Annotated in this window: 11 protein-coding genes; 6 read left to right on the forward strand and 5 right to left on the reverse strand. The window is 42.9% G+C overall.

Translation table 11 applies throughout. From position 1 onward, the window contains the following. The first annotated feature begins 77 nt into the window (after nucleotides 1–77). The 4 genes from A3K86_RS15945 (at nucleotide 78) to A3K86_RS15960 (ending at nucleotide 4,722) form a co-directional block, all read left to right on the forward strand. On the forward strand, nucleotides 78–1,247 hold the full coding sequence (locus tag A3K86_RS15945; RefSeq protein ID WP_068333293.1) for an isovaleryl-CoA dehydrogenase: 1,170 nt from the start codon (nucleotides 78–80) through the stop codon (nucleotides 1,245–1,247). A gap of 11 nt (nucleotides 1,248–1,258) precedes the next feature. Beyond that, complete coding sequence (locus A3K86_RS15950) at nucleotides 1,259–2,914, forward strand: carboxyl transferase domain-containing protein (protein WP_068333296.1); 1,656 nt, start codon at nucleotides 1,259–1,261, stop codon at nucleotides 2,912–2,914. 91 nt (nucleotides 2,915–3,005) lie between these two features. Next, nucleotides 3,006–3,824, forward strand: coding sequence for an enoyl-CoA hydratase-related protein (locus A3K86_RS15955; RefSeq protein WP_198160442.1), 819 nt, complete (start codon nucleotides 3,006–3,008; stop codon nucleotides 3,822–3,824). After that, on the forward strand, nucleotides 3,811–4,722 hold the full coding sequence (locus A3K86_RS15960; protein WP_068333303.1) for a hydroxymethylglutaryl-CoA lyase: 912 nt from the start codon (nucleotides 3,811–3,813) through the stop codon (nucleotides 4,720–4,722). The genes A3K86_RS15955 and A3K86_RS15960 overlap by 14 nt, the downstream gene beginning before the upstream one ends. A gap of 51 nt (nucleotides 4,723–4,773) precedes the next feature. On the opposite strand, the gene A3K86_RS15965 is transcribed toward A3K86_RS15960, so the two are convergent. The 3 genes from A3K86_RS15965 to A3K86_RS15975 form a co-directional block, all read right to left on the reverse strand. Further along, nucleotides 4,774–7,875: a cadherin repeat domain-containing protein gene (locus A3K86_RS15965; RefSeq protein WP_068333306.1), complete on the reverse strand. Its 3,102-nt coding sequence runs from the start codon at nucleotides 7,873–7,875 to the stop codon at nucleotides 4,774–4,776. Nucleotides 7,876–8,380: 505 nt separating this feature from the next. Further along, on the reverse strand, nucleotides 8,381–8,668 hold the full coding sequence (locus A3K86_RS15970; RefSeq protein ID WP_068333309.1) for a hypothetical protein: 288 nt from the start codon (nucleotides 8,666–8,668) through the stop codon (nucleotides 8,381–8,383). A 188-nt stretch (nucleotides 8,669–8,856) separates the two neighbouring features. Continuing rightward, complete coding sequence (locus A3K86_RS15975) at nucleotides 8,857–10,050, reverse strand: autotransporter outer membrane beta-barrel domain-containing protein (RefSeq protein ID WP_068333312.1); 1,194 nt, start codon at nucleotides 10,048–10,050, stop codon at nucleotides 8,857–8,859. Nucleotides 10,051–10,557: 507 nt separating this feature from the next. Between A3K86_RS15975 and A3K86_RS15980 the strand changes: the two genes are divergently transcribed. Then, nucleotides 10,558–11,874, forward strand: coding sequence for a winged helix-turn-helix domain-containing protein (locus A3K86_RS15980; protein ID WP_068333315.1), 1,317 nt, complete (start codon nucleotides 10,558–10,560; stop codon nucleotides 11,872–11,874). A gap of 217 nt (nucleotides 11,875–12,091) precedes the next feature. Further along, a complete protein-coding gene (locus tag A3K86_RS15985) occupies nucleotides 12,092–12,553 on the forward strand; it encodes a GNAT family N-acetyltransferase (protein ID WP_068333318.1) in 462 nt (153 codons plus the stop codon). A 111-nt stretch (nucleotides 12,554–12,664) separates the two neighbouring features. Here the strand turns inward: A3K86_RS15985 and A3K86_RS22515 are convergent, their stop codons facing one another. Then, nucleotides 12,665–13,123 (reverse strand): type II secretion system protein, encoded by a 459-nt coding sequence (locus A3K86_RS22515; protein ID WP_084406645.1) that lies wholly within the window; start codon nucleotides 13,121–13,123, stop codon nucleotides 12,665–12,667. 260 nt (nucleotides 13,124–13,383) lie between these two features. Then, the gene (gene ppiC / locus A3K86_RS15995; protein WP_068333321.1) at nucleotides 13,384–13,665 is read right to left on the reverse strand and encodes a peptidylprolyl isomerase PpiC; all 282 of its coding nucleotides are present in this window, start codon (nucleotides 13,663–13,665) and stop codon (nucleotides 13,384–13,386) included. Between the last annotated feature and the right edge of the window lie 8 nt (nucleotides 13,666–13,673).

The raw sequence follows: 13,673 nt of genomic DNA on the forward strand, positions 1-13,673 counted from the left end.
GCAAACTGTTTTCGTAATGGGAATTTTCGTAATGGTAATGCGACTTCGCTATTTCAATATTGCTGAGGAAAATCACCATGCTTGATGCCTATACTCCGCTCAACTTTGGCTTAGGCGAAACCCTCGATATGTTGCGTGACCATGTCCAAGGTTTCGCGCAACAAGCTCTCGCCCCGCTAGCGCAACAAGTCGATCAGGATAACCAGTTTCCTAATCAACTATGGCCTGTATTAGGAGAAATGGGATTGCTTGGCGTCACCGTCGATGAACGCTATGGCGGTGCCAATATGGGTTATCTCGCTCATGTTATTGCGATGGAAGAAATCAGCCGCGCTTCAGCCTCGATCGGCCTTAGTTATGGTGCGCACTCTAATTTGTGCGTCAATCAGATCTTCCGTAATGGCAATGAAGCACAACGGCAAAAGTACCTCCCCAAATTAATCTCAGGTGAATACATTGGCGCGTTAGCCATGAGTGAAGTTAACGCTGGCTCCGACGTTGTCAGCATGCAGCTTACCGCCACACAAGAAGGTGATCACTTTGTTCTTAATGGCAACAAAATGTGGATCACCAATGGCCCAGATGCCCACGTGTTAGTGGTGTATGCCAAAACCGCCCCCACCGCAGGTGCTCACGGTATTAGTGCTTTTATTATTGAGCGCGACTTTGCCGGTTTTAGCCATGCTCAAAAGCTGGACAAACTTGGCATGCGCGGTTCAAACACTTGCGAACTGGTATTTGATCAATGCCGTGTGCCAGCCTCAAACCTATTAGGCGAACTGAATAAAGGCGTTGAAGTTTTAATGAGTGGGCTCGATTATGAACGCGTGGTGCTCGCCGCAGGTCCTCTTGGCATCATGCGCGCTTGTTTGGATTTAGTCATTCCTTATATCCACGATCGGAAGCAGTTTGGTCAAGCCATTGGGGAATTCCAACTGGTGCAGGCCAAAGTTGCCGATATGTACACCCAAATGAACGCAGCACGCAGTTACGTTTACACCGTAGCAGCGTCCTGTGATCGCGGTGAAACCACCCGCAAAGATGCTGCAGGTGTGATCCTCTACAGCGCCGAGCTGGCAACAAAAATAGCACTAGATACCATTCAACTGCTGGGGGGGAATGGCTATATCAACGAATTTCCTGCTGGGCGACTATTACGCGACGCCAAGTTATACGAAATTGGCGCAGGTACCTCTGAAATCCGCCGAATGCTCATTGGTCGTGAGCTCTTTAACGAGTCACGATAAAGGAACGCATTATGACTCAAGCCAGAACGAATCTAACCAATAACACCCTTTCTAGCACACGAGTGATCCACACCAAGGTCGATCCTGATGATCCCATTTACGTTACCAATCATAAGATCATGTCGGTAATGGTGGAAAACCTGAACGCAAATCTCAAAATCATCGAAAAAGGCGGCGGCGACAAAGCACAGCAACGCCAAATCAGCAAAGGGAAACTTCCTGTTCGTCAACGCATTAGCACCCTACTCGATGCTGACAGTGAATTTTTAGAAATCGGTCAATTTGCCGCTTGGCGTGTTTACGACGACAACATTCCTTGTGCTGGCGTAGTGGCTGGCATTGGTAAAGTCGAAGGAATCAACTGCATGATCATTGCTAATGACCCTTCAGTAAAAGGCGGGACTTACTATCCGCTGACCGTTAAGAAACATTTACGAGCCCAAGAAATTGCCGAACGCTGCCAACTACCTTGCATTTACTTGGTTGATTCCGGCGGTGCCAACTTACCCCATCAAGCTGACGTATTTCCCGACCGCGATCATTTTGGGCGAATCTTCTATAACCAAGCGCGAATGTCTGCCAAAGGTATTCCTCAAATAGCCGTGGTTCACGGCTTATGTACCGCAGGGGGCGCGTACATTCCTGCCATGGCAGATGTGTCTATCATCATCAAAAACCAAGGCACCATCTTTTTAGCCGGTCCGCCATTAGTCAAAGCAGCAACAGGTGAAGAAGTCACCGCTGAAGCCCTTGGTGGTGCCGACGTGCATTGCATGAAATCAGGTGTCGCGGATTACTACGCCAACGATGAACATGATGCCCTCAAGCTTGCACGCCAAGCGGTACACAGCACGCACAAATCACCAGCATTATTGCATGGCCAACACGCTGACTTTACACCACCAAAATACGATATCGATGAAATTTACGGCATTACCAATGCCGATTTACGTAAGCCTTTTGATATTCGAGAAGTGATCGCTCGCTTGGTTGACGGCTCAGCCTTTGATGAATTTAAAGCGTTATACGGCAGTACCTTAATTTGTGGTTTTGCCACTTTGCATGGTCACCCTATTGGTATCGTTGCCAACAATGGCATTTTGTTTTCAGAATCTGCCCAAAAAGGGGCGCACTTCGTAGAGCTCTGCGCTAAACGAAAAATTCCTTTGGTATTTTTACAAAACATCACTGGTTTTATGGTCGGCAGCCGCGCTGAAGCAGGCGGCATCGCCAAAGATGGCGCCAAAATGGTGATGGCGGTTGCCTGTGCCGATGTTCCTAAATTTACAGTTGTGATTGGCGGCTCATACGGTGCAGGAAACTATGGCATGTGTGGGCGCGCTTATAGTCCAACCATGATGTGGATGTGGCCCAATGCGCGAATATCCGTTATGGGTGGAGAACAAGCAGCAGGTGTGCTGGCGCAAGTTACACGAGAAATCAAACAACGTAATGGCGAACCTTGGAGTGATGAACAAGAAGCCGCATTTAAACAACCTATTCTCGAACAATACGAGCAAGAAAGTCATCCTTATTACGCCAGTGCTCGGCTATGGGATGATGGGATCATCGATCCTAAAGATACACGTAACGTACTAAAACAAGCACTCAATGCTGTTGCTAATACACCAGTAGAAGAAAGCCAATTTGGCATTTTCCGCATATAGCAGCCGATGTGAGGTAACCATGAGTCCAGTTTCTATCGCGTCAACATCATCACCATCATCTGGTCAAACAGTGACGCTCACGATTGATGAAATGGGCGTAGCTTTTCTAACCCTTAATCGCACCGATAAACATAACGCCTTTGATGATCATCTAATCGCTGAGCTCATCAAACAACTGGCGCTATTGAGCACACACCCAGAGATCCGTGCGTTAGTCTTACAAGCCAATGGTAAACACTTCTCTGCTGGTGCCGACCTTAACTGGATGCGCTCGATGGCAGCGAAAACACCCGAAGAAAATCAAGCCGATGCCGAACAACTCTCATTGCTGATGCACCAGCTGGATAACTTTCCTCACCCCAGCTTATGTCTCGTTCAAGGTGCCGCCTATGGCGGGGCATTAGGATTGATTTGCTGCTGTGATATGGCCATAGCCCACCCACAAGCCAGTTTTTGTTTGAGCGAAGTAAAACTGGGATTAATTCCCGCCACAATCGGCCCTTACGTCTTACGAGCAATGGGCAATCGTCAAGCTCGACGCTATATGCTCACCGCCGAAATAATCAATGCCCATACAGCGCAAAACCTGATGCTGATCCATCAACTAAGCGATGATCTAACCCAAGCACGGCAAACTTGGTTACAGCATATTTTAGCGAACAGCCCGAGTGCCGTTAGTGCGGCGAAATCGTTATGCCTAAATTGCGATAATCATCCAATAGATGACAATCTACGTCATATCACCAGTGAAACCATCGCCACTCTGCGAGTATCACCTGAGGGACAAGAAGGGCTTAATGCCTTTTTTGAAAAACGTCGTCCACACTGGTATCGCCACATATCACCCGCATCTCAGCAACAATCACAATCTCCACAACAGGAAAAAATAACCGGAGATGAAGATGACTAATTACCCTGACTCCGTCCGCATCATAGAAATGGGAGCTCGTGATGGACTACAAAACGAAGCGAATGTGCCCACAACTGCCAAAGTAGCGCTCATTAATGCCCTATCACAATCAGGATTAACTCACATCGAAGCAGGCGCCTTTGTCTCTGCCAAACGGATACCTCAAATGGCGGATTCTGCCGATGTACTACAACAAATTACCCGCTCACCGGATATTTGCTACTCAGCCCTGACGCCTAATCTGCAAGGTTACCAAGCCGCGCGTAAAGCAAACGTCGATCAAGTCGCGGTCTTCACCTCATCTTCTGAAGGTTTTTGTCAGTCTAATATTCATTGCTCGATTGCAGAAAGTCTTGCTCGTTTTGCTCCTGTCATCGAACAAGCTAAAGCAGACGGAGTGCCCGTTAGAGGCTACCTTTCTTGCGTGGTCGAATGCCCGTACGATGGCCCAACAGCCCCGACTCAAGTTGCTCGGGTAGCACGGTCACTTTACGAGCTTGGTTGCGATGAAATCTCACTTGGCGACACCATAGGACGCGGAACACCGGCAAGCATTACCCCCATGCTTGAGGCCGTGCTCAACCAGATCCCACGACAAAAAGTCGCCGTTCATTTTCACAATACCTGGGGATTAGCCTTAGTGAATGTGCACCAAGCACTATCAATGGGCATATCAACCATTGATGCTAGCGTGGCAGGCCTTGGCGGCTGCCCTTACGCGCCCGGCGCAAGCGGTAATGTCGCCACAGAAGACGTACTGTATTTATGTGAGGGTTTAGGTATTAAGACTGGCGTTGATATAGAAGCGATTGCCAAGGCAGGTTGGGAAATATGTAGACACTTAAACAAAGCACCACAGTCAAATGTGTCGTTAGCGTTGCTTGGTAAATCAAATTAGCTACAACATAAAGCTCTCTGGCAACCTCTCAGTTGCCAGAGAAAAAAGCGTTTAATCTATAGTAAAATTAAGATCAACACGGTTCCATTCAATGACATGGCTTGGCTTTTCTTGGCCATGAGAATGGGCTCCACCGTCAGTATACAAACCACCAAAATCAGTTGCAGCAAACTCTCTTGGGCTATAGTAGTAGAAAACAAATGGCGTTACGCTTTCCCACTGTCCTGGTGATAACTTCTCAGCGCCTATCATAACGAAAGATAGATAACGTTTCGTATCAAAGCCTGTGTACTTACAATAATCACCATCTTTTACATTCACAATGCTTTTACGCATCTCAGTATGTTTTAAATTACAACCTTCATAGCGTTGAACATAAACCATAGCCTGTCTTTGTTCAGAAGCATCTTTACTTCCAACTGGCTTAACCGTGGTTAGTAACCTAACACCATCACCATACTTATCCTTAAGCTCTTGATTCGCAGGCAATTGCTTGACGACACCCGCTAATCTAACTTCCAAATCTTGCAAATGTCTAAATTTAGAACCATTTACACGATCACTTGAATATATGACACCGGATGGATCTGTAATCGTAATATCATTGTTAGCAGAACCCAATTTAGGGGGCAGAATACGAATTGTCTTTTTACCCAACTCCCCAGTTTCTGAATCCAACGCTAAGTAGTTATCACTTTCTTCTTCAGCTATAGATAGCGTAACACTCGCTAGTGCATTTTCGCTAAAGTAATCGACTAAAGTTAACTCGCCAGTATTAGGATCTAAGGGCTGATTTAAATCACTTGGCTTACTCGAAATACCATAACTACGCTTACCCAAAGGTTGTGGCAAGAAGGTTGGAGTAACCTTCTTTAATGGCTCAAACTCAAAAGATTCAGAGCTAAATGCAATACCAGGGTGTTTGGCTTTCTTTACTTCACCTTGAACAAGGAAACTCTTACGCTCGTACTTACTTGATGATTGTGCAGCCACTTCTATTTCATATTTACCAGCAGACTCAATACGTACCTCGCCCGTATTAGCATTTATGAGTGATACGACTGCGCCATTATTCTCAACTTTATAAGTTAAAATCGATTCAACATTATCCTTGACAGGTGTGATTGAATCACCTTTTTTATATGTCTTAGTTGGGTAACTAACAGTTACAGGATTCACTGCTTTTTTGATTTTTACTGGATAAAGAACAGTCGCCGCCTTGAAGCCAGATGTACTTGCAGACGTTACTTTAATGATAGTTTGACCCGCTTTTAAAACCTTCAAAGCACCTTTAGAGCCTAACGTAACAACATCTTTATCTTCACCATCAACAAAGGAAAAAGTCAATTCACCTTTTGCTCCATTTACTTGCGGAGCTTTTATTTCTAAACCGGGTGAAAAGACTACATCAACTTCTTTAGGCTCAACAGTTAACGTAGAATCCGCAGGTTGTATCACAATTGCAAATTCCGCAGGCTCAAAAGATTGATAGTCAGTATTACCGTCATCAGTCACCGCAAAACGAGCAGTGCCTGCTTTTTGCACAACAAAGCGCTTATTTGCTGACTCATACTTTACTGCAGCATTCGTATCACTATCCAGCGGCTTAATCGTAATATTACTCAGTAGTTCTTCTTTAATCCCCTTAACAACCAACTCACTTTGAGGAATAAATAGACCATCACTGTATACTTTAACTGAACCTTTTACTTCAACTTTAGGGTGCGTTGCAGGTAAGATAACTAGTGAAACTTCTTTTGTTGTCGGATGATAAAAATCCCCTCCATTATCAGTAACTTGAAGCTTCACAGTACCAGCGTGCTTAATGGTTAGCTCATTTCCATTTGCTTCAACAACATTACTACTAGTAGGAGCACTAATAGTTAGTACGCCTTGCTGTCCGTCTAAATGAGGGATGAATTTAGTGTGAACATCGCTAAACTTAGTTTCTATTTTTTCCTGAGCAATACCGGGGTGCGTACCACGCTCAATCGTGTATTCAAAAGTTGTTGAAGATGGTTTGAAATTCTTATTTTTATCATCCGTAGCTTTAATTATTGAAGTGCCGACCCCAACAATTTTGGGTTCACCCGTATGCGAGTCTATTTCAATTGAGTTCCCACTAACCACTTCAAAAGAAAGATCATCGATTGCATTTCTAGCAATAACCTCTTTCCTTTCATTTTTAACATAAACATCAGACATTTTATCCACAACGAGAAGCTTACGCTCTCCTTGAGAAATATTGACATCAAAATATTCCTCTTGAGACGTAACAGAGTAACCTCCGCTAAAGTCTTGAGTTACTTTGATCTTTGCCTCACCAACGCCTGACACATCCATAAAGCCAGTTTTTGGATCTATAGTTAATACACCATCTTTCGGGTTTTCATAAGCAATCGAGTAACTTAACTCCCCCTCTTCACCACCACTTAATTTCTGAGGCTCTAGGATCATATTACGAGTAAATTGCTTATTGATATCCTCAAAGCTAAGCTCACCTGGTGCTATCGCTTTAATACGTACCTGCACTTCTTTACTTGTTGGAAGATAACGGCGGTTTCCCATATCTTTAATAATAACGGTCGCAATTCCTTCCCTACCTTGTGGCGTCATCTCCCCCGTTTGGCTATCAATAGCGAGTAAGTCTTGGCTGTCCGACGCCACACTGTAAATCAACTCCCCACGTTTACCACTTACTGGTAACTTAATTTTCTTAGTAGATAATGTCGGAATTGTTTGAAAATCAGCATCTAGATCAGAGTTAGTCGCTTGCTCAACATGCACAGTAAAAGTATCAGAAGACGTTTGATAAACCGAACTGGTATCTTCAACCACTACGATTGCATCTCCTGGATTTAAAAAGGAAATCTGGCCTGTCTGTTTATTGATAATAATAACATCTGTTGGTTGGCCATCAGCTAAACGATAAGACAACTGACCGAAGACATTATTAATAATTGCTTTAGGCTTGTAATTGGGATCATCCGAATAGACTGCATTAACATCTTGCGCCATCAAAGGATCACGAGCATTTTTTTTCTTTATTGGTGCTTGCACACTTGAACTGTTGTCAGATGACGACCCACCGCCACCACACCCGCTAAGTACAAGCGAAGCACTGATGCATAGTGCTAAATATATTTTTTTCATGATTTAAGCAGCCTTAATGATTGCCATCGTAGTTTAATGGCAACTTGTAATGGTTTTGACTGATGATTCTGAGGCGCTAATTATAGGTTTAATATGAAAACAAGATCAATACATTTCATTACATTTAGAAATACTTTAAGCCAAAACATACCCCAAAGGTATTAGCGCATGTGTTTTTTGGTTATTTAAAGACTTTAAAATATGAATAAAATAAAACAAAAGAACTGGTGCGATATAAAACCAAACCCTAATAAGTAAATAAATACCTGCTTTATAAATGCAACTTTAATATCACCATTTCAAGTCACAGCTGAAGAAAGTTAATTTTATAACATCTCATTAAATGTTACCGATTACATTTACGGAAGAAAAAAAGGCGGTAACTGGAATACCGCCGAAGAGCCAAGAAAAACAACATGAAATAGTTTATCACTCAGAATAAAGTCATCCTTTATTAAGTGATATTTAAAATATACATTTAAATAGCAAAGTGATTATTTGATAATTAAGAATAATCACTTTCAGAACGCAAACAACGCTGCTCAGATTCAAGCTCATTCACCGCTCGCCATAACTTCTGTTCCCGCAATTGATGTTTATCCGTCGTATGATGGATCCCCTCGACGGATAATTCATCCATTGGGCCAATATACTGCTCTGCCTTATGTGAAAAAATCGTTCGAAACTCTTCCATCGTCGGTAAGCGATTGTTTTCCTCCTCAAAGCTATCAAAGATATCTGTCACCGTGACTGAAATATCACGTTTGATTCCGTCATGATCTGAACTATCCATATCAACCTCAACGATAAAATTACTCTGATCTCAATAAGAGTGAGTCATAAATGAAAACCAGACAAGCATGTCTATTTTTTCGTTAAGGGTAAGTGTAGTTGAGCCCGCGAATATCGCACGTAATTCACGGGCTAAACTAAAAATAAATTTAAGCCATTGTTTATAAAGGATTTTACTGGAAAGAAGTGCTACTTGAGCTTAAACTGAACACCGAGTGTAATACGTTGAGCATCCACTTCTTTTAAGCCAACTAATGAGCTGGCTTCTATGTAGCCGTACCAATCATCGTGAAACTGCCCTGCCATGCCGACGTGAAAACGCCCAAATACCGCGTCATCAGATTCAATCACTAATGGTAAATACGAACCATATTGTTCCGTTTGCAACTGGCTTATCACTTTTTGGCCACCATTATCGAAATCGTAATGAACATAACCTCTCATATAAGGCTGAAACAAGCCTATACTGGTGCGAAATGGATAGGTAAAGCTTGCTCCTGAAATCAGCATACTTGAACCTAACTGGTTGATATCATCAACAACCGACAACAAGTAGTTCGCATTACCACGCGAAGGTCGCTCTGTATAACGATCAGTATCAGACAAAATATGCTGAAGGCTACTTTCAAGTGCGATATCCCAATGTTCATGGCTGATCAGATATCCTGCTCCTAGCGAAAATACCCAAATATCTGAGTCTGCTTTTTCCTGTCGCGCAAATGGAGAGCTATCAAAGGTGGAAACGCGACGCTCAATATCAGTATCCATGACCGCATAACTGGCACTGAAATCGATATACCAATCATCTTGAAAATAACTGAAATACCCCGATGCCATTAAGCCATCAACTTCAAGATCCGACTGCTCAGTAATCCCGTTTTGCTGATAAGGTAACCCCAGCGCCACCCCAAAGAGGTAATGATCATTAAGCAAGTAATCACCGCCCAACGTCACTGTGTAGCCATCTTCATAATGGCTACGATTAGCATGAGATTGGGAAGGAATTGTTTCTTGATCTATCCGAACGTACGCCCCTAATCGCGATTGCTCTTTTCGTCCGAAACCGCCATCACTGTACAGAAGTGTTTCTGAAGTCGTACTTGAATGATAACTAGATAGAGAAGATTGAGCAGGCGTGGTTTGATAAATAGTCGTGTGGCCAGCTTGGTTATGGTAGCCATGATGATGTACCGAAGATTTACCCTCGTTATTAGTACTATAAGTGTCATGCCGAAAATCACTTATCACCCCTTTAACACCGGAGGATAAGGCTTTATAAACCGCTTCACTGTAAGTTAGCTCTTGCGAAGCCATCGCTTGAGTGACCCAAGTAGAAAGCCCCGAAATGACAAATACACAGACACACTTCTTCTGAATGAACATGACACGCCCCCAAAACACACAACTGAAGCTGCAAAACTTTGCGCTCTTTGGCGCAAATTCATCATAGTCACTTCAACAGGTATCAATTGGTCAATGGTAAAAGCCATTGACGCTCAATACTTATGCGTCATCCATGCCACATCTCAGAACTCAGAAAACTCCAAGCACACTGTAAAAGTAATACCTAAAGCATAGACAGCAGTGCTTTACCTCGCCTCTTTGCCCAAGAGGATTCGCATTAAAAAGCATCTTACTTTCGCGACAACCTTGGTGATAAGCCCACCTAAAGCCACTCGGAAAAAACAGCGCTATCACCTCCCACTCACTCTACAGCCAATATTTCGCCCCCCAAAGAGCACTTTGATATCAACATGTAATTTGATGTAATACATCTATAACTGGTTGCCTTGTACATGTATATTCTGGCAGAATGCTTGGCATAAAACATATAAATATTTGATAGTAATTAGCCATCAAACCATAGCTATTTAGAGTCATAGGCCAACAATGTCTGCTCAACAACAAAATAATGACGCTTATCAACTCGGCAATGCGTTTGTGTTTGTTTACTCAACACAGACGCTTTACTGTGAAAAACAGACGATCAGCCTGAACCGTGCCGAGCGTGAAGTCTTAACTTATCTGATCCAAAACCACCATCGCGTGGTGCCTTTTGACGAACTGATTGAAGCAGGTTGGCCACATAAATCGGTTTCACGTACCTCACTGATCCAAACCATTCGCAATTTGCGAATAAAACTGCGTGAAACAACCAAAGGTGAAATTTTTGAAACGGTCGCGAACCTTGGTTATCAAGTAAAAGCAAAACCGACAGATGAACATCCAATCACTGAAGCAGACAACCCACAAAGCCAGGCTGATAAAAGTGACAAACTAAGTCACAACAAAAAACTGTTTGCCTGCGGCTTTGCCCTTGTTATTGCAGCCTTCACGGCCTTTATCTTTTTTTCATACTTACAAGAGCCGAGTTACCACTACCAAACCGTTTACGATGATGACAACAACACTATCGTCTACTTTAGTGAGTCCAAAGAAAGCGTGTATTTTTTGAAGAAATACGCCAACACTTACATCACACCAACCAAGCTAAACAATCGCTTCTTTTTCATTGGTAAATACCAAAACTATTACTCTGTTGCCTTTTGTGACAAGAATGAGCAAAACCAGTGTGATCCTGCTACTGCTCGCTCTATCACTTTTTACTACAAAGATGTGGAGTTTTTCTGGCGTGAATTAGCAAAAAATGCCAACTCGAATATCAATATGGCTTTAATGCGAAACCAAGAGAACGTGAAAAATACCGGTAAAGCGTATAATCAATATATTGATGAAGGCAGATTCATTTCAAACATTAACCAGTTATATCTCCAGAAAGACGAAGGTAACAGTTGGAATTTCACACTGGTGAACTATCGTAAATTCAAACCTAACGAAAGGTTTGTTCCGCTTACTTTTACTGGTGGAGAAATGCTACTTAACTCAACACAGCAAGCGCCATTTATCGCTGAAGCTGTGCTTGCGCCACACTGTATCCACTCAATCTTACCACTTAAGGAAATTGAAAGACGCAGTGACGGTCCTGCCGGCAAGCTAGAGCGCAACCTCAACAAAGCTTTCGAGGGCAAAGACAAAGTCCACTTCATGATGCTATACCGTCAAAACGGGCTGATCCTCTGGTTCAATAAGCTACATGGCCTATCTTGGTTTCATCAAGATAACATCGTAGACTCAGAATTTAGGCTATTGATCGATTTCGACAGCGATAAAGATTACCTTCATCTTGAAAGCCTAAAACACAACTAACCCTTCACTACATCATCCGCAGGTTTGCATCTGCGGATGACGTATCGTTCTGAAATGCAATGACACAATTATCAAAGTTACATAAAAAACAAACATGTTAAACTTTGGCGAAATAATCGTGCTTGCCGACTTACGCATAGATCTCAGCCTATTCGTAATAAGCTAGCGCCCAAAGTTACGCAGGCAGAGCATAAATAAAAACTAACTGGACAAATAAATGGAATTAAAATTAGAGAAAGTTACGCCACACAACTTACGCGAAGTCATTAACTTAGAGCTAGAAGAAAGCCAAAAGTCACTACTCTCACCCAATGTATTTTCTATGGCACAAGCTGCCGTAAACCCTAAATATCAACCACGTGCGGCTGTAATCAATGACGAAGTTGTCGGTTTCGTAATGTACAGTGAGTGGTTAGATGCTGACTGGGCTAAGGAAAACAAACCGGGAGAATATTACATCTTTCGCGTAATGACAGACAAAGCATACCAAGGAAAAGGATACGGGCGAAAACTAATGAAAGCAGTTATCGCCGAAATTGAAGCCAATAATCCTAAATCTATTCATATTGGTTATTGTGAAGAAAATACCGTTGCTCGTAAGTTTTACGCAACCCTTGGCTTTATCGAATATGGTAATGCCGACTGGGGAGATATTATGGCAGCCAAGAGCTACAGCTAGCGGCTTAGAAAACCCTTCAAGCCAATTGATAAGTCATAGCAAATCACACACTCTTCTTTTAGCGACAGAAGAGTGTGTCGCTGCAAACCAACTTAATCAGCAGTCAGTTCATCAGCAGCCAGTAGTTACCATTTTATAAATGATTCGCTGGTAGCCGTAATGATTCACCACTTCCAAAAAGCACTTATCTTTTTCCGTGTGACCTTCAGCGGTCACAATCGCGACAGCTGTTGATAATTCAGCATCTTGCGTCGGATTTGCATCAACCACAACCATATCGGTATCGACAGCTTTCAGGAAATTGGGGCGTGTCATTACAATATTGCCGTGCATCGTATCGATAGCAGTAGCACCAATCGCTGCCTTACCACTCTCTTTACCATCAATCGCAGCTTTACCAAAAACAATGCCATTCGCTGACTCAATTGCCCCTTTTGCTGCTAACAAAGTCGCAATACGCGCATCAGACTGAACATTCAAAAAGCGTGGTGCAGCCGTCACCGCGATAATGCCTAAAACGACAATCACAGCAACTAGCTCGACTAAGGTAAAACCTTTTTGAATTTTCATGAGGCACCTTACATAGCTAAGTGCAATATAGTTATAACAATGCCCATATTAAACCAGAAAACCGAACATAGTTATAGAGCTTATTAGACGCTGAACCTCATTCACTACCTAACTAACATCCAATATGAAGCACATTGTTCATAGCAATCTAAGCAAAAAGAGTCCAAAAAGTGAGAACATGGCACTAAAGCAGCGTAATCAATACGCAATAAAAAAGGCCAATAAGCTTTCACTTATTGACCTTCATGGTAATCGCTCAATTAGGTTCTATATAGCACTTTAATGATGTGATAACCGAACTTCGTCTTCACAGGACCAAGGTTTTCTAACACCTTGCCTGAGAACACAGCTTTATCAAAAGCAGGAACCATTGCACCTTTACGGAATTCACCTAAGTCACCACCACGCTTACCAGAAGGACACGTTGAATACTTCTTCGCTAATGTCTGAAACTTAGCACCCTTTTTCAATTGCTTTAGGATGTCGTCCGCTTGTTCTTTGTGCTTAACAAGAATGTGAAGCGCTGCTGCTGTGTTAGCCATGTTGATTC

The sequence above is a fragment of the Photobacterium jeanii genome (assembly GCF_001650345.1).
GTDB classification, from domain to species: Bacteria; Pseudomonadota; Gammaproteobacteria; order Enterobacterales; family Vibrionaceae; genus Photobacterium; species Photobacterium jeanii.